Origin of the sequence: Parasedimentitalea psychrophila (genome assembly GCF_030285785.1) — a bacterium.
Lineage (GTDB): Bacteria > Pseudomonadota > Alphaproteobacteria > Rhodobacterales > Rhodobacteraceae > Parasedimentitalea > Parasedimentitalea psychrophila.
This window is the reverse complement of record NZ_CP127247.1, coordinates 3,884,939-3,901,490: the sequence shown is the minus strand read 5'-3', so window position 1 is coordinate 3,901,490 and position 16,552 is coordinate 3,884,939. Positions and strand designations below refer to the sequence as shown.

General features: G+C 54.3%; 12 protein-coding genes and 8 pseudogenes. 10 read left to right on the top strand and 10 right to left on the bottom strand.

The features are described 5' to 3' along the window. Positions 1-30: 30 nt before the first annotated feature. The 5 genes from QPJ95_RS18955 to QPJ95_RS18935 form a co-directional block, all read right to left on the bottom strand. On the bottom strand, positions 31-1,356 hold the full coding sequence (locus QPJ95_RS18955) for an extracellular solute-binding protein (protein WP_270919019.1): 1,326 nt from the start codon (positions 1,354-1,356) through the stop codon (positions 31-33). Further along, entirely contained in the window at positions 1,343-2,257 is a 915-nt protein-coding gene (locus QPJ95_RS18950; RefSeq protein WP_270919020.1) for an ROK family protein, read from the bottom strand. Before QPJ95_RS18950 ends, QPJ95_RS18955 begins: the two co-directional genes overlap by 14 nt. After that, positions 2,257-2,925, bottom strand: a complete 669-nt coding sequence (locus tag QPJ95_RS18945; protein WP_270919021.1) for an N-acetylmannosamine-6-phosphate 2-epimerase — start codon at positions 2,923-2,925, stop codon at positions 2,257-2,259. Before QPJ95_RS18945 ends, QPJ95_RS18950 begins: the two co-directional genes overlap by 1 nt. Before the next feature lie 71 nt (positions 2,926-2,996). Continuing rightward, a complete protein-coding gene (locus QPJ95_RS18940) occupies positions 2,997-3,752 on the bottom strand; it encodes a GntR family transcriptional regulator (RefSeq protein WP_270919022.1) in 756 nt (251 codons plus the stop codon). A 210-nt stretch (positions 3,753-3,962) separates the two neighbouring features. Then, positions 3,963-4,892 carry a LysR family transcriptional regulator gene (locus tag QPJ95_RS18935; RefSeq protein WP_270919023.1) on the bottom strand — a complete coding sequence of 310 codons (930 nt, stop codon included), beginning with the start codon at positions 4,890-4,892 and terminating at the stop codon, positions 3,963-3,965. Positions 4,893-5,095: 203 nt separating this feature from the next. On the opposite strand from QPJ95_RS18935, the gene QPJ95_RS18930 reads away from it, so the two are divergent. From QPJ95_RS18930 to QPJ95_RS18910, 5 genes and pseudogenes are all read left to right on the top strand, one after another. Next, the gene (locus QPJ95_RS18930; protein ID WP_270919024.1) at positions 5,096-5,230 is read left to right on the top strand and encodes a hypothetical protein; all 135 of its coding nucleotides are present in this window, start codon (positions 5,096-5,098) and stop codon (positions 5,228-5,230) included. Then, entirely contained in the window at positions 5,223-5,873 is a 651-nt protein-coding gene (locus tag QPJ95_RS18925; protein ID WP_270919025.1) for a cupin domain-containing protein, read from the top strand. Before QPJ95_RS18930 ends, QPJ95_RS18925 begins: the two co-directional genes overlap by 8 nt. Positions 5,874-6,064: 191 nt before the next feature. After that, positions 6,065-7,099: pseudogene (locus QPJ95_RS18920) on the top strand (transposase). Next, a pseudogene (locus QPJ95_RS18915) lies at positions 7,096-7,485 on the top strand (transposase); the annotation flags it as partial. The pseudogenes QPJ95_RS18920 and QPJ95_RS18915, both read left to right, overlap by 4 nt. A 288-nt stretch (positions 7,486-7,773) precedes the next feature. Next, positions 7,774-8,994, top strand: a complete 1,221-nt coding sequence (locus QPJ95_RS18910; protein WP_270921164.1) for a PAS domain-containing protein — start codon at positions 7,774-7,776, stop codon at positions 8,992-8,994. 297 nt (positions 8,995-9,291) lie between these two features. Here the strand turns inward: QPJ95_RS18910 and QPJ95_RS18905 are convergent. Next, positions 9,292-9,456 (bottom strand): annotated as a pseudogene (locus QPJ95_RS18905) (IS30 family transposase); the annotation flags it as partial. Continuing rightward, positions 9,422-9,997 (bottom strand): annotated as a pseudogene (locus QPJ95_RS18900) (hypothetical protein); the annotation flags it as partial. The pseudogenes QPJ95_RS18900 and QPJ95_RS18905, both read right to left, overlap by 35 nt. Positions 9,998-10,192: 195 nt before the next feature. On the opposite strand from QPJ95_RS18900, the gene QPJ95_RS18895 reads away from it, so the two are divergent. Then, positions 10,193-10,441, top strand: coding sequence for a hypothetical protein (locus QPJ95_RS18895; RefSeq protein ID WP_270921163.1), 249 nt, complete (start codon positions 10,193-10,195; stop codon positions 10,439-10,441). Between the two features lie 580 nt (positions 10,442-11,021). On the opposite strand, the pseudogene rpsU reads toward QPJ95_RS18895, so the two are convergent. The 3 genes and pseudogenes from rpsU to QPJ95_RS18880 all read right to left on the bottom strand — a co-directional run. Next, positions 11,022-11,223: pseudogene (rpsU, locus tag QPJ95_RS18890) on the bottom strand (30S ribosomal protein S21). A gap of 12 nt (positions 11,224-11,235) precedes the next feature. Beyond that, positions 11,236-12,201 (bottom strand): hypothetical protein, encoded by a 966-nt coding sequence (locus QPJ95_RS18885; RefSeq protein ID WP_270921162.1) that lies wholly within the window; start codon positions 12,199-12,201, stop codon positions 11,236-11,238. 230 nt (positions 12,202-12,431) lie between these two features. Continuing rightward, positions 12,432-12,590, bottom strand: a pseudogene (locus QPJ95_RS18880) (IS1380 family transposase); the annotation flags it as partial. Positions 12,591-12,979: 389 nt separating this feature from the next. Here QPJ95_RS18880 and QPJ95_RS24500 point away from each other — a divergent pair. From QPJ95_RS24500 to QPJ95_RS18865, 4 genes and pseudogenes are all read left to right on the top strand, one after another. Further along, on the top strand, positions 12,980-13,342 hold the full coding sequence (locus QPJ95_RS24500; protein WP_449301421.1) for an IS3 family transposase: 363 nt from the start codon (positions 12,980-12,982) through the stop codon (positions 13,340-13,342). A gap of 112 nt (positions 13,343-13,454) precedes the next feature. Further along, positions 13,455-13,694, top strand: a pseudogene (locus QPJ95_RS24495) (integrase core domain-containing protein); the annotation flags it as partial. Between the two features lie 194 nt (positions 13,695-13,888). Continuing rightward, positions 13,889-15,079 (top strand): annotated as a pseudogene (locus tag QPJ95_RS18870) (IS3 family transposase). A 230-nt stretch (positions 15,080-15,309) separates the two neighbouring features. After that, positions 15,310-16,494, top strand: coding sequence for a tyrosine-type recombinase/integrase (locus tag QPJ95_RS18865; RefSeq protein ID WP_286018189.1), 1,185 nt, complete (start codon positions 15,310-15,312; stop codon positions 16,492-16,494). Positions 16,495-16,552: the final 58 nt, after the last annotated feature.

Below are 16,552 nucleotides of genomic sequence, written 5' to 3'. Positions count from 1 at the left end.
GTCTGCCCTCAGACCAGCTGCAATAATGGCTTACTTCAGGAGTTCGGCCATGCCAGTGGCTGTTTTCGCCAGAGCCTCATCCAAAGATTGACCGCCGGACAGAAACCCGGTGAATTCTTTGGCTTGGAGTTCATATACCGACAGGGCTTTTGCCGAGGTTCCGCCATTCATAACAAAGCCATAATTGGACGCGAACTGTCCCAATGGCACCAGATCAGGCCGTTCGCTGGCGATACCGGCGACAACATTAGCCGACAGGCCCGGTGCGCCTCCGTTCAGCGCATATGTCGTTGCCGCTTCGGCCGTTGACAGCCATTGAACGAACGCCTCTGCACCGGCTACATTTTTGCCGCTGGCATTCACGCCAAGACCCAGCCCATGCACATGCGTAAAGCGACCTTCGGGTCCTGTCGGCGGTGCAATTGTTGCGGTTACTGTGGCGGTTACCGGCGTTTTGTCCGCATCCGTCAGATCTGCGGCAGCCGCATTCCATTGCATCATGGCTGCAACTTGACCGGCACCAAACGCCGCATTTGCTTCGGCATATTCGTAGGAGAACGAGTCTTTTGGAGTAGCACCGGCATCGACCAGGATCTTGAACAGGCCAAGCGCCTCTCGGAAGGCTTCGGAGTCAACGGTGATATTGCCATCCCCGTCCATCCAATCCGCCCCATAAGCACGTGGCAGCGAATGGAATACCATCATGTTGAACAGCAGGTTTTTCAACTGAAGCACGGTGCCGTAACGGGTTGGGCTGTCCGAATTGACCGATTTGGTGAAATACAATGCGTTGGCGGCAAAATCCTGCCAGGTCCAGTTGTCGGGATCTTTGGGCGACAGCCGAACCCCCAGATATTCCTCAGAGATATCGCCATATTTTTCGTGTTGAGACGCATCCTCCAACAGTTCCTGGATCAGGTCGGTGCGATAGTACAGGAAATGCAGCGAAAGATCCGTCGGCACCCCGAACTGCTGGCCCTCAAACTGCATAGTTTTCAGCACCGCATCGCCAAACACTTCAGCCGCATTGTCCGACAATGTGACCGGCTTGAGGTAAGGGGCGTAGCGGCCGATCGAATAGGTGGCCAGAAGATTGGCATCAAAGGCGTCGGTGCCCGCCGCAAGATCCGCTTGCAGCTTGTCGTAAAAACCGTCGCGGCTAAAGAAGATCAACTCGACCTTGTTGTCTTCGCTGACATCCGCCTTGCTGTTATACAGCTTGCTCGCCGCACGAAGCGCCACTTCTTCCGGGCCGCCTGGCCATCCGAGCACCGTCACCTCGGCGCTTGCCAAAGAGGGCAGTACCGTCAGAAGCGCCGCCGCAGCAGTCGCCAGGTATTTGTTAGATTTTCTCATCGTTTCCTCCACGTTGCAAATGAGATTGTGCCGCTAGCGCGGCGATGCCGACTATTCCCGCCCGGTCTTTGAATGCGGACGTGCGAATGGTCATTGCCTGAGACGGATCGGTCGATAACAAGGCGTTTTGAACGTCGTCGATGTAGCCTGTCGCCAAACCAATTCCCCCGCCAATTACGATCACCTCGGGGTCTAGGGTATATTGGATATCGCGGCATAGGTTTGCCACACGCCGGGCCGAGGTCACGATGATCTGTCTCGACCATGCGTCACCGGCTACCATGTTCTCGAATATATCTTTGGCCGATATATCCAGACCCTGTTTGGCGGCCTCATGGGCCATCCAGCGCCCGGTTGCGGATTTTTCAAACGGCTCGTCTGAGCCATTGATGTCAGCGAGTGCCGGCGAGATCTGGCCAAAATGCCCCGCCAGCCCCCGGTGGCCCCGCAACAATTTGCCGTTACAAACAATGCCGCCGCCCAATCCGGTGGAAATTGTAAGATAGACAAGATCAAGGCCTTTACCCGCGCCATAGATATGTTCCGCCCAAGCCGCCGCCTGGGCGTCATTCCTGGCAATCACGTGGTCGCAAATCTCCGACAAAGCAGAGACCAGTGGAAAGGCCCCCCCCACAGACAGAACCTGCGGATTGACGCTCTTCCACATGGTGCCGTCGATCTGGCCGGTGACCGCGACACCGAGACATTCAAAGCGCCCTGCCCAGTCCTGTGCCGCCTGACGAATATGCTGCAGCCAGCCCTCGGGGCCGATCTCCTGCTCCGTCGGCAACAGGCGTGTGTCCAGCTCTTCTTCTCCACGCACCAGTGAAACACGGATTTTGGTGCCCCCAATGTCGGCCGCAAGAGCGGTCACATTTCTGATAGCCTGGTGGTCGATCATCAGAGCTTTGCCCCCGCCTTCACGGCGCTGGCGAACCAGCCGGTGACAACTTCTGTCCGGGTAATGGCCGAGCCCACAACAACTGCATTTGCCCCCGCGGCCAGCGCCGCTGCGGCCAGCGCCGGGGTATTGTAGCGGCCCTCTGCAATGACAAACCTCCCTAAAGCAGCCAGCTTGACAACCAGTTCCAAATCAGGTTCGGGCGCCGTGTGGGGTGTTGTGTAACCGGCCATTGTGGTCGCCAGAATGTCCGCCCCAAATCGAAGGGCGCCCTCCCCGTCTGCCAGACAGGAACAATCCGCCATCGACAGCACCCCGCAAAATTTGATCGCCTGAAAGAGATCCTCAAGCCGCTCCGGGCGTGGCCTGTCGGTCACGTCCAATGCGATGATATCTGATCCTGCGGCGGTCAAATCACGGATATTCTGGGTGAAGGGTGTGATACGAACCGGGCTGTCTGCCAGGTCAACTTTGACGATGCCAATGATTGGAGCGTCACAGGCGGCACGGACCGCCTCAACGTTGCGGATGCCCTCAACGCGAACAGCTGTGGCGCCCCCCTCAACGGCGGCGCAGGCCAGTGCCGCGACAATGGAAGGCCGGTCCATCGGTCCGCCAGTACACGGCTGACATGACACTATCAGCTGATTTTCAAGAAATTTCAGCATATCCCCCCTTAGACACTTATGGAGGATAGTTACCAGTTCATGACCAGCTGTCAACTGGTTATAAACTGGTCTTACCGCTGAAGCTCATTCACAAAGTCAAAAATTTCGGCGTTATACTGAGTTATCGTATATTCGATGGGCTTACCGTCGACTGTCTTACAGCATCTTTCTACAACCAGAATGGGAGTGCCGGGTCTGGTTTCGAGCAATTCAGCGTCAACCGCATTCAATGTTTCTGCCGAGATCCTCTGGATACCATTGTCGGGAAGCACCCCCATTGCATCCAGTGACGCATAGAGCGAGGGGCCCAATGCGTCCGGCGATTTAACAACAGAAAGAGGCAGCACCGCGACCTCAATGGCTATTGGCCGATCGTTGGCAAGTCTGATGCGGTGCATCCTGACAACCTCTTCGCCATCGTTCAGTTGCAGCTTTTCCCGTTCCAGATCGGTCGGCTTTGCGGTCTCTGCCCGCAGCACTCTCATGCCCGGACGCATGCCTCGCGATCGAATGTCCTCAGAGAAGCCAATCAGGTTGGAGATGTTTTTTCTGACTTTGTTGGCAACCGATGTCTTGGCCCCCTGGCGGCGAACAAGTGTTCCTGCAGAGGCCAGCGCGTTGATGGAATTGCGAACCGTTATTCTGGAGACACCCAGAAAATCTGCCATTTTGCGCTCACTGGGCAGATTTGATTCCGGCGGTAGAATTTTTTCTTCGACCGCCAGTTTTATCGCATTGGACAGCGCAACATACTTTGAGGCCGACGAAACCTGGGCATTCAAAGTGACCTTTAGATAGTCTAGGATCTGGCTCTCTGTTGCGCTCACGACGTCACCTTTATGGTCTCAGGGGGGCTGTTTGCGTTGGTAGTGATGATTACATGGGTTGTAAATAAACGTCAGCGCTGCGCCGGTCCCCGCGGACCTGGCGGATCGCCGGTGATGGCCGCATTGAACTGCCAGTGCCCATATTCTGATTAGCCGGAGCAACCCGATATATTGTAACTCCGGGCATCGGCCGTTTGTGACAGTCCAAAATCAGTCGGCCATTCCAGTCAAAGTGTTTTCGATGTTATCTTTGAAATGCTGTATCAGCCGCTTAAGCGGTACGCTGTCAGCGAACGACCATCTGGCCTCAAATGATATCCGTGCGGGTTCACCTGACTTGCAGATCTGTTGTTTGGGAATATGTGCAGGGATTTTGCTTCTGGGCAATACAGCCGAGCCCAACCCACTAGATGCCCACTCCGCCAAAACCTGATAACTCAGTGCTTTGCCTTGGTATTCTTTGATCTCTTTTCGCGTGGTGCGCAGCAGCGACCGGGTGATTTCAGAAAGCCCGCAAGAGTCTGGCACCATTACGAAAATCTGATCGCGGACCGCTTCAACGGGAATTATCGCCTGGTTGGAACTTGGTTGGTCGTTGATCAGAAACAGGTCGTCCTCGTACAGCGAGGCACTGTTCTTGTCGGCCACTTTTTTGATTGCGGGCACCAGGATCAGGTCGAGCTCCCGGCTTTTCAATTTCTCATTCAGGACAGTCAGGTTCTCCTCGATCAACAAAATGTCGTGCTTGGCGTTTTTTGCCTTGAACGAATTGATCAGCGGCGTGATCAATCTGGTGCTGACCAAAGGTGACATTCCGATTTTCAGAACCACGGTTTGCGGGTTGGTGAATTCACTGGCGCTTTGCTGAATTTCCGCCTCAAGCCGCAGCAGCGACGCCATCATCGGCATCAGCATTTCACCAAATGCGGTCACGCTTACGGCTCTGGTTGTTCTGGTAAATAGTTTTCCACCAAGTGCTTCCTCCAGTTTGGACACGCCGTTGGAAAGGGTTGGTTGCGTCACATGGCAAACCTCGGCCGCTCTGCTGAAGGATTTCAGCTCCGCCGTCATCACCACAAATTTAATGTGCGAAAGATTCACGTCGCCCCCTTCCCCGGTTTCTATTTTGGTCGGCTGCATGCCGTCAGTATCTTACTGTCAGCCTGTGATCTAACGCCCAATGAACATTTGCCAAAAGCTGGCTGGCACCAACATCGCGGCCAAATGGCAGACAGACTAATTCACAAACTCTATCAATAACATTTTTTAAATCAATTTGAGAATGAACCGTGCAGCCCATATCTCTGTGACATCAAGCAATCTGGTGGACAGAGGAAACTGACATGACGCGCATTTTACAAGTCAAATCCACAGCCGCTGCGGCGATTGGGGTCGCCAACCGGGCTGGCAATATTGGTGGTCAAATTTGCTGTGGCCCGACGTCAACAACAACAGAACGGGACAAATCCGATGTATAATATGGATTTTGCAGACCGAGTGGTCATCGACACAAAAAACCATCCTTGGCAGGAAAGCCCAAGCAAGGGTGTGTGGCGCAAACCCTTGGCCCGGGAAGGTGCTGAGCACGGCCACGCCACCAGCATAGTCCGCTATGAACCGGGCACCAGCTTTACCTCCCACAGCCATCCTCATGGTGAGGAAATCATGGTGCTGGAGGGGGTGTTTTCAGATGAAAATGGTGATTACCCGGCTGGCACCTATATCCGAAACCCAAAAGGCAGCAGCCATGCGCCTTACAGCGCACAGGGCTGCACCTTGCTGGTCAAGCTAAACCAGTTCCAGCCGGGCGATTCTCAACAGATCGCTTTCAATACCGGCGATGCAGAATGGATGCAGGGGCATGGCGATTTGCGTGTCATGCCGCTGCATGAGTATAGGGGCGCGTCTACCGCATTGGTGCATTGGCCGGCTGGCACCCATTTTCTGCCCCACAGCCATGTCGGCGGCGAAGAGATATTTGTCATCAGCGGTGAGTTTATCGACGAACATGGCCGTTATCCGGCGGGCAGCTGGATCAGAAGCCCGCATATGAGCAAACACGACCCCCATGTCGAATTAGAGACCACTATTCTGGTCAAGGTCGGGCATCTGCGCCCTTAGCTGCCAACTTAGTCAGGACAGGTCGTATTAGTGCAGGCCACGATATTTGATCCGGAAATTCGCGGATGATCGCTGTTCATTATCTCGGGCGTGCCATGCCATGCAGTGGCCTCTTTCAGGGCCTCAACGGCTCTGTTGCACAAATCTGGTGGGGGATTCATGTTGTGAATCCAGAGTGGTAGCTGACGGGCCTGAGCAAACCGACATCGCCCACCTACAAGACCACGAACCGGACTGCCTATAATGAGGCGCTGAGGCGTCGCGGGTCGCTTACGATCTGGTTCGATCCGAACATGACCTGGGATGCCAAACCTTGCGGCAAGAGGGGCCGATCGCGGATATTCAGCGACGCCGCCATCCAGACCTGTTTGACCGCTGCCCGGCAGGGTATTGTGGAGCAATATCCCGAGAGGGGATGAAAGTGCTGTTCGGGATGGCGCTTCGCCAGACCACAGGCTTTGTCGAAAGCCTCTTGCTGCTGACGGGACTTGATTGGGTAGTGCCTGACTTCAGTACCTTGTCCCGACGTCGAAAGACACTTGCGGTGAACATCCCGTATCGCGGCTCAAAGGGGCCGCTGCATCTCCTGATCCCCTCTCGGGACATCGCGTTGCGATGCCCTGCCGGGCAGTGGACAGTACGGGCATCAAGGTCGAGGGTGAAGGCGAGTGGAATGCGCGCCAGCCCCTCTCACGCATGCAGGCATGTGCTGCCGGGCAGCGAGTGGCCCCAAACGGCGCGTTTCGCGCATACGACACGCGCAGATGTCACAACGCCATTGCTGACCGCGGTGCGGCCGCAGTCATTCCGCCACGCAAGACTGCCCAGCCGTGGAAGCCATGCACCGCTGGCGCCATCGCCAGGAACGACGCGCTCCGCGCATCGAAGTATCTGGGCCGGGCGATCTGGCGGGACTGCAGCGGCTATCATCGCCGGAGCCGCGTCGAGACAAGCCCTCTCGGGATCATGCTGCGCATAACCCTGCCGGGCAATGGATGCATTGCATGGAACTACTGGGCCAGCGCCTCCCTCTCATGGTTTGCTTGCAAACCATTGCCGGACAATGCATGGCCCGCGACTTCGACCGACAGGTCGCGGAGGTTCAGGTGCGCATCGCGGTCCTGAATGGCTACACCGCGATTGGCAGAGGTGGTCGCGGGATTATCTGGAGCTTGATCGACGGGTCAAACAGGCTGCCAGTCAGGATGAGGTTTGCCTGTGACTGATGACCGTTCCCGGAGTTGGCCCCATCGCAGCACTGACGTTTAAGGCAGCCGTCGATGATCCCACACGGTTCAAAAGATCCCCCACGGTTGGCACGCATTTTGGACTTACTCCCCGGCGATACCAGTCAGGAGGGCACGACAACCCTGTCCGCATATCAAAGGCTGGAGACAGTGATGTCCGCGCTGCACTTTATGCGGCGGGCAATGCGCTGCTCATGCGAAGTATAGCGCAATCGCAAATTAAGTCTTGGGGAATGCGTTTGATGCGTACCAAGGGTCGACGCCGTGCTGTCGTTGCGGTGGCTCGAAAGTTGGCCGTTTTACTGCATCGCATGTGGGTCGACGGCGCGGAATTCCGTCAGGAACAGCTGGGGAGCGCGGCATGACATAAATCGCCAAATACCCAGCCCTGACAGGATCAGTCCTCACCGGACGAGGAGTCCACCAGACCAAGATCTGTGTCAAACCGGCTACCAGGGCCGAAAATTCCATCTGGCTGGTGCAACGAATACCGAAGCCGCAGCAAGATGGGGCAAGAAGGCTTGAACGCAGGGTAAGGCAAGGGCAATAAACGACAAATTTAGTTCCACTTGGGCAAGATTAGTTAAGAGTTTCGGAAGAAGAAGCTCCTAAATAGATCTAGCACCCAACACTACAAATAATGGAATATGTACTTGTCATATCATGATCGTCGCCAAGAATTCCGCCCCGCAACTGGCGAAGCTCCTTTCGGCTTGGATGAGGTGTTTTTCTCTCGCACCGACAGCCGAGGAATTATTCAGGCTTATAACCATGTGTTCCAACGTGTCGCGAATTACGAAGCCGAGGATCTTTTAGGCAAGCCGCATAAAATCATCCGCCACCCCGACATGCCACGCGGTGTGTTTTATCTGTTTTGGGACGCGCTGAAGTCCGGGCAGACCATAGGGGCCTATGTCAAAAACAAAGCCGCGGATGGGCTATATTATTGGGTATTTGCAGTGGTTGTCCCCTGCGAGGACGGTTTTCTGTCCGCCCGTATCAAACCGAGCAGCCCGCTGTTCGATACAATCATTGCTGAATACACAACGCTTCTCGAAGCTGAGCAACACGAAGGGCTATGCCCCGAAGACAGCGCCGTGCAGCTGCTGGGGCGCCTCCAGGATCTCGGGTTCGAGGACTACGTTAGTTTTGCCACCCATGCGCTTGCAGAAGAATTGAATGCACGGGACTCCGGACTGGGCGCGGCTGCAGATCCAAAGATCAAAGAATTCCGCAATATGCTAAAGAATGCCCGAGATTTGGTCCAGGAAACTGAGGCGTTGGTGCAGGAATTTGACGCCATGCGCACGATCCCTCACAATATGCGCGTCATCGCCTCACGGATCGAACCGGCTGGTGGGCCAGTGACAGTGCTCTCACAAAACTACGGCGCCATGTCGCGCGATATGTCGGAGTGGTTTGCAGACCATGTCCTCGGCGAAGAATCCAATTTTTCCGCTATCAAGGACACCGTAAACAACGGTTTGTTTATTGAATGCATGGCGCGGATCTTGACCGAATGTGACGTCCAACTGCAAAAAGAACCGAGCGACATTCAAGGAATCAATATGCAAGAAGAGCTTAAGGCACTGGGGAAACTGGTTACAGGCCAACGTGACCTCGCACGCCGCGGTCTAACGGAAGTCAAGTTGGAAACAGATCGCATCCTAACAGCCTGCAAAGTGATGCATCGCCACTTCCTTGGGCTCAGCCTGACGCGGGTATTGTGTAAAATTGAAAGCGCCCGCATGTCAACTGAAGGCCAGGCACTGACTGCCATCATCACCCAGCTCGGCGTGTTCCAAGGACGGATTTCGTCGCAACTGAATCGTATTATCGCTCTGGCCACGGCAATCCAGAAGGTAAAACTCTAATTACACGTTGATGTCCTTAAAAGGGCCGATCTAACCCGGATTCCACAAATACCGCACAGATTTTCGCGCTCTGACCTCTGCTAACGTGTTATTTTTCAGCATGTCAATTTGGTTTGAGGCGACGGATCATGGATCACCTGGGCTGAAGACACGCTCTTATTCTAAGCTCACCATCCAGCGCTAGTACCCAAAGAGGCATGAGTTCAGGCTTTATCTGACACCGCTCCCCTTTCCGCGAACTGAACTGGGAGCGGCCGTTAGTGGATCTGCAGCGAAAGCTCTGTTTGCCCTGCGGTTTCAACTGGTGGACGCAACACAGGCCTCAAATTTCTCTGCTGGTGTCTGATATTGCAAAGTCCTTCTAGGCCGCTCGTTGAGTTGGCGTGCGACAGCGCTGAGTTTGGCTTGGCTGAAGCCAGATATATTAGTACCTTTGGGGAATGTCTTGTTTTTCGGCCCATGTCATTAGTTTGGCACTGACATATTCCGGCCCGTCGCCAATGGTTGCTCGAACCAGTGGCGCAACACATTGGCAACTCCACACGAATAATCTTCGGTTTGCCGCGCCATTCAATGATCTGGTTCAAGTTGCGCACAACCCGTTCCGCAGGCAGCGAAAAGTCGACCTCGATACCTAAACCCTCACGATTGAAGTCATCCAGAACGTTCAACGTCCTGATCGACCGCCCATCTATAACCAGACAGGCGAATGGACCATTCTCCGAGAGGCCACCAGTTGATCGGCGATGTGTGATTTGGCACGTCAGGCACGGCCAAAGCCTCCGGTTTATCCCGCTTCAGGCGCTTCCTGGCCTTGATTGTCAACCGACAGAGCATTGCAACGCAATGTCCCGATAGGGGCGCAGGTTCAGTTCCAGCTCGCAGTAAATCCGCTTCTCGGCGATTGCTTCGCATTCACCTGTCAGCCAGTGGGATAAACACGTTTGTGGTTCCAGCCGAAGCCTTTGACGTTGCGCAGATACAAAAAGCACAGGCCCCCCCCAAGGTGCGCCGGTTGCCCCCTCTCGTGCATGTCGGCATGCATTGCCGGGCAATGCATGATCTGTGCGTCGCTATATCGTGCTGTCTTCATCAAAAATCTCCTCAAATATCTTGCCGAGAAATTCCCACTTATGAACACCACTAATCTTAGCGGGATTACCATGGCAGACGCATCCCGCGAGCACGAGTTGCAGCAGTGGGAAAGTACAGCAAGAAAACGGGCGCGCCTGTGCTGATTCCCGACAGGTTTGAGGGCTACGGCAGGGGCAATTTCTTCCTGCCCTTTGATGTGACCAAGGAGGAGTGGAAAGCGTCTCAGTCGCGCCGGATCTATCATCTGGACCGGATTGCCCAGCCCCCCCGTGATCGACCCATTATTTGGGTTGAGAGCGAGAAGTGCGCCGATGCGGTCACCGCATTGGGATATCTGGCCGGATCACGATGAGCCAGGGCGCGACCATGCCGGCAAACTTGCCGAAGACCTCGTTTCCATACTAAACGCAACGCCGCTGATCCTGCCGATCTCAGACACCCTCGTTAAGGGGAAAACACCGGCCCTACATCGCCGCGAATGCTCAAGCGCTCGACCTGCCAGGGTCGGGCGCATATCGTCTGCGCCGTCCACATTGGCTGCCAGTGCTGACGGTAAAATTTGGGACACTGCTATGTTTCAAACATAGCTGACCTTCCTTTGGATCGCAGCGATTGGCCGGAACGGAGCCCGATGTCCACTGTGCGCAGAAATTCGGCATTGTGGGCGGATTCCAGCCATTCGCTGCACGTCGCACGAATGTCTACCGTGCGATCAAAGCGCTTCAGACCGTTTTTCTGAACTGCTCAACTCGACACTTCAGATGATTAAGCGCGAATGGCCCAATGCGGGCCTTCATGCTATTTGCAGCAAATGGCGGGTTTAAGGATTTTGATATCTTGGGCTGTCCATACGCAAAAAGCCTGCTGATCCTCCCCCCCCACTGCCACAAGACAACGGAGGTTTCTTTTTCAGCATCGAGGAATGCACGGCCTCATCCTTCGCGCTCCAATTTCTTGCGTGCCAGCTTACCGGCACGGCGGATCTCTTCAGCTTTCTGGCGTGCTAATTTTCTCGGACGGCTTCTCGAAATGTTGCTTGAGCTTCATTTCACGGAAAACGCCTTCACGCTGGAGCTATTTCTTCCGAACCCTGAGGGCCTGGTCGACATTGTTGTCGCGAACATTAACTTGCATGTGGATTCTGTACTACCTTAAGCGCCCTTTCAGGCGTGACGCGAATTGGCGCAAGCTCTGTTTTCCGACTGCGAGCATCAATTGGGACAATGCTTTGAACAGCGCCAAAGAATTGGCCTCGGCGTGGCGCGGCTCTTGAAAGTCGATTTGATATCCACTTTCGATGCCTACCAAATCGTTGACCTTTTTCATCGCATGCCGATTGTTCGCGACCATGACCTCTTGAGCTCCGTGAGAACCGATTAGTAGGGTGCTCTTCAGTTTGGGCCGTTGGACTAGAGATAGTTTAGCCAGATTGGATCCCCACGAAGGAGATCTGCGATTTGCCCGTAGTGCGACAATCACCTCTTCGTCGGTCATGCCACGATTGACCAATTCGTCCTGTCGCTTGAGGTCAAATTCTATTTCTCTGTCGGGAGAAAGCCAGTTGAGGGTAAGTTCGAGAAGTTTGGATTTTTCGCGGGAATAGCTGTGCACTGTGACATCTATATTGGATGCTTTTTTAAGGGTATTCAGTACATTCCAAACGATTAGCGGTCTGTTGTACCTCGCAACATAGGCATCCAGATCACCATAGTGCCCTTCAGCGCGTACCATCTGCAAGTAGGTTGAACTGGCGTGAGAAACAGGATCCCTAACAAAGAGCAACACTTTGATCTTGTCAAAACAGAGGGTATCGCACCATCTTTGCCAGCGTTCGATTTCCTCATTGGGGTGTTCCGCGAGACGATTAAAAAAGCCTTCATAGCTGAGCAACACATCATTTGTCTCTATAGTGTCAGCCAAGCGTTGCTCCAGCGTATTGTCGTTTTGTGTTCCTGAGGTTGCCATTCCTCTGACCGCGGCCCGCCGTGACGCTTCCCCAACCGGGTAAGTAAAGCCGTGTTTGGCAAGAGTTTTCTGATTTCTGGCAAAATGGCTTTGCAGGTAGGAAGACCCCGTCTTGTCATGTCCAATATGAATAAAGAGAACTCGCATGGGAAAATTCCATAACCGACATTCCCCAAGTGGAATGCCTTCTCGTGCATGTTGATGTGAATTCCAGCCATAATAAAACTCCCGTCCAAGCTGTCAAGTGACTGGATGCTTCTCGCGAAAATTGAGTGCCTTAGACTTGGTGGTGAGTTCGACCCGGCTTTTGGTCTGATGTCCACTGGTTTGGACAGACCAATCGAGCCGGTTGTATTCAGTTTTTTCCATTGACGCCGTCATGTTGGAGCCGGAAGTGCAAGTAGCCGCTGGATGGCCGCAAGGGTGCGGTTGAACAGATTGCCACTGACAGAAACCTCAGCGAGTTGGAAGGTAATGGCGCGGGCATGTCGAACGGATCTCGCACCAATCTTTATAAGTCGGGTTTGCAGGCTGGTCGGTGTTCTTCGCAGCGAACGGCTCCTTACCGCCCATATTGACGAAATATGCATGGTGCAGCATTTGAGGGCATAATCAAGGTTCGGTAGGGCCGTTGGCTCCTTACCCGCCTGTCTTCACCTGTTGCGCCTTTGCCACGTCGTGAATTGTCCCTATCGCTTTGAGCGACCTCCCGAAATTCGGACACCGGCGTAGGCTGCAATTTGTAGTCTGCTGATCCTCAATACGAAGGAGATCAGATATGTCGAAGCGGAAGCAACTTCACCCAGAGTTTAAGGCCAAGGTCGCGCTGTAAGCGCCGAAAGCGCTGAAGGGCGAGGGGACGGTCAGCGAGCTGGCCAGCCGGTTCGGTGTTCAGCCAACGATGATCCATCAGTGAAAACGGGATTTGCTGGAAGGCGCTTCAGGCCTGTTTGAGCGCGGTGGCCGAAAAACCCCGGAAGTTGATGAAGAGCAGGTAAAAGCTGAGACTGAGATGAACCTCGATCTGATGCGGGTGATCGACAAGCCGTTGTTGGAGACCCCGTTTTATGGCGTTCGCCAGCCTGTCGGGACATTGCTGCGCGGGTGCCCTGTCGGCCGGCGGATGACAGGGCACCTGCGGAATGAAGAAAACCTGGTCAATGAGAAACGGATCAGACGTTTGATGCGGCTGATGGGCCTCATGCCGATCTACCAAAAGCCGAACGCCCGTTGCCCGGCAACACATGCTTGCATGTGCGAGAGGCGGCAAACCCGCAAAGAGCCATAAGATTTATCCCTACTTGCTGCGTGGCCTGCGGGTGGGCCCAATCAAGTTTGGTGTGCCAACATCACCTATCTACCCCCTCTCATGCATATAAACATGCACTGCCGGGCAGTGGATGGACGGCAAAGGCGGGTTCCTCGGCAACATCTTCATGGAACGGCTCTGGCGGTCTCCTGAATACGAATGCGTCTATCTGCATGCCTGGGAGAGCGGATCCGAAGCGAAGGCGGGCGTCAGAAAATGGATCGAGTTCTACACTCACAAGCGCCCACACTCAGCCCTTGGCGGCCAACCACCGTGGTTTACTGGCAGAGAATTAAAACAACCAACCCCGACCAGCAGGTGCAGAGAGTAGCCTAATTTTGCGCCAAAATCTGTCCAACTATTGGCGAGTAGCTTACTTCCACACCGAACTTACAAACGCAAAACCACCCGAAAGTGCCGTTTTAGGTATTGTAATACAGTTAGATTAATTTGGTTGCGGGAGTATGAATAGCCCCTAGATTTGTAGACGCCTTGCTTGGTAATTTTGGAAGCAAGGAGACTGTGATGTCAGGGATTAGATTTACCGATGAGTTTAAGCGTGACGCGGTCGCACAGGTTGTGGATCGGGGATACTCAGTTGCGGACGTTTCGGAGCGATTAGGGATCAGCACCAAGTCACTTTACACGTGGAAGGCCCAGTTTTCGCAGCCGCGCAAACAGATCATCGAGACCACGGAGCAAGCCGCAGAGATCAGGCGTTTGAAGAAAGAACTTGCCCGCGTTTCTGAGGAGCGCGATATTCTAAAAAAGGCCACCGCGTACTTCGCCAGGGATGCAAAGTGAGGTACGCGTTTATGCGCTGCCCGGCAGGGTATTGCGCAGCAATGCACGAAAGGGGCAGAGCATCGGCCGATTTTTTCGGTTCGCGCCATGTGCCGTTGCTTGCGTCTGCATCCGAGCGGTTTCTATGCATGGGTTAAAAACCCGTTAAGTCATCGTGCGCAAGAAGATGAACGCCAGACAAAGCTGCTCAAAGAAGCTTGGGAAGAAAGCGGCAACATTTACGGTTATCGCAAGCTGCATGATGATCTCTGCGATCTGGGTGAGACATGTTGTCCAAACCGTGTGGCCCGACTGGCCCGATTGGCTGGGATATACGCGCAAATCGGATATAAACGCCGCCCCGGTAAGTATGGTGGCAAGCCATCAGTCGTCGTTGACAATACGCTAGACCGTCAATTCGATGTCGAGGCCCCCAACAACGTCTGGGTGACAGACATTACCTACATCAAAACACATGAAGGGTTCTCGTATCTGGCTGTAGTGATCGACCTCTTCTCCCGCCGCATCGTCGGTTGGTCTATGCAAAATAGGCAGCCAACAGACTTGGTGTTGCAGGCGTTACTCATGGCCGTTTGGCGGCGCAAACCAACGAGCAAAGTCCTGGTACATTCTGACCAAGGTTCACAGTTCACAAGCATTGATTGGGCGTCGTTTCTCAAACACCACAATCTAGAACACAGTATGAGCCGCCGCGGGAATTGCCATGATAATGCCGTGGCCGAGAGCTTCTTCAACCTGCTTAAACGCGAACGCATCCGTCGCAGGACATACAAGACCAGAGAAGACGCTAGATCTGACGTGTTCGATTACATCGAGATGTTTTACAATCCGAAGCGCAAACACGCTAGGAATGGGATGTTGTCGCCAGCGGCCTTTGAAAGACAACAACAACGGAAGCTGCAAGGCGTCTAAGAAACTTGGGGCTATTCAGTAGGATTTGAACCTACGACCTTCAGGTTATGAGATAGCTTACATGGAGTCGCACAGAGTTCTCCGACTTACGCCACCCTACCCTATCTAATTGAATCTGTTAATTTATAATTGACGCGAGACGCGTTCACCTTCTACGCCTTACCCCGTGGTTTGCTTCCAGTTGCTTCCACAGTGCTTCCACGAAGATCCAGACGGGTAAGGAGAACGACATGGCAAAGCTGACAAAACGGGTGGTCGATGCGCTGCAATCTGAAGCCAAAGACTACTTTGTATGGGATAGCCAGATAGCCGGGTTTGGGCTGCGAGTCATGCCGTCGGGTGCCAAGACCTATCAGGCGCAATATCGCAAAGGTGGAAGAACCCGGCGCGTGTCCATCGGGCGGCATGGCAAGATTACCGTGGACGAAGCGCGCAAGCTCGCCAAAGAAGTCATGGGACAAGTCGCCAAGGGCGAGAACCCAGCCGAGGAGATATCACTGCACCGCAAAGCACCCACTGTTGCCGCGCTCTGCGAACGCTTCTTTGAGGAACACGCAAAACAGCGCTGCAAACCAAGCACTCAAGGTGAATATCGCCGGGCCATAGATCTGTTTATCATTCCCGCAATTGGTAGCTTCAAAACCGTGGACGTGGAGCGTCGTGACATTGCCGAGCTGCACCAAAAATTCCGCGACAAACCCTATCAGGCAAACCGCACCCTTGGCGTGTTGTCCAAGATGTTCAATCTGGCTGAGATATGGGGGCTTAGACCCGATGGCTCAAACCCGTGCCGCCATGTGCCCAAATACCGGGAAATAAAGCGAGAACGGTATTTGAGTCAGCAAGAATTGCGGCGCTTGGGTCAAGTTCTGGGTGAGGCGGATCAAGACGGATCAGAAACACCTTACGTGATCGCCGCTTTCCGTTTGTTGATCCTGACGGGGTGCCGCTTGGGTGAGATACAAACCCTGCAATGGCAGTTCATCACCGACAGCGGCATGGAACTGCCAGACACCAAAACCGGGGCTAGGCTCATTCCCCTACCCCAAGCCGCCAGAGCGGTCCTGAGCACCCTCCCACAGCTTGCTGACAACCCATACGTAATTGCGGGCAAACTCCCCGGCCAATATGCCACCGACTTGCAGCACCCGTGGCGGCGCATTCGGGAACCGGCCGGTATACCCGACGTACGCATTCATGATTTGCGCCACACCTATTCGTCAAATGCAGTCTCATCGGGCATGCCAATTCAAATGGTGGGACGGCTTCTGGGCCATACGCAAATTCAGACCACCATGCGCTACGCGCATTTGGCAAACGATCCGGTAAACCGGGCAGCCGAAGAAAATGCGGAACGGTTGAATGCTCTAGTTGGTACACCGACCACCGAACGCGTCTTGCGTGTCGTTCGGTGAGATCAATAGGTGCTGGATATCTCCTACCCCGTGTATACCTGGGGTATAGGCAGCCTGC

What these genes read in the sequence shown, in the direction of transcription:
- QPJ95_RS18885 (WP_270921162.1), bottom strand. Translation starts at nt 12,201, where the DNA reads ATGCGAGTTCTCTTTATTCATATTGGACATGACAAGACGGGGTCTTCC.
- QPJ95_RS18945 (WP_270919021.1), bottom strand. Translation starts at nt 2,925, where the DNA reads ATGCTGAAATTTCTTGAAAATCAGCTGATAGTGTCATGTCAGCCGTGT.
- QPJ95_RS18925 (WP_270919025.1), top strand. Translation starts at nt 5,223, where the DNA reads ATGTATAATATGGATTTTGCAGACCGAGTGGTCATCGACACAAAAAAC.
- QPJ95_RS18955 (WP_270919019.1), bottom strand. Translation starts at nt 1,356, where the DNA reads ATGAGAAAATCTAACAAATACCTGGCGACTGCTGCGGCGGCGCTTCTG.
- QPJ95_RS18930 (WP_270919024.1), top strand. Translation starts at nt 5,096, where the DNA reads ATGACGCGCATTTTACAAGTCAAATCCACAGCCGCTGCGGCGATTGGG.
- QPJ95_RS18935 (WP_270919023.1), bottom strand. Translation starts at nt 4,892, where the DNA reads ATGCAGCCGACCAAAATAGAAACCGGGGAAGGGGGCGACGTGAATCTT.
- QPJ95_RS18950 (WP_270919020.1), bottom strand. Translation starts at nt 2,257, where the DNA reads ATGATCGACCACCAGGCTATCAGAAATGTGACCGCTCTTGCGGCCGAC.
- QPJ95_RS18865 (WP_286018189.1), top strand. Translation starts at nt 15,310, where the DNA reads ATGGCAAAGCTGACAAAACGGGTGGTCGATGCGCTGCAATCTGAAGCC.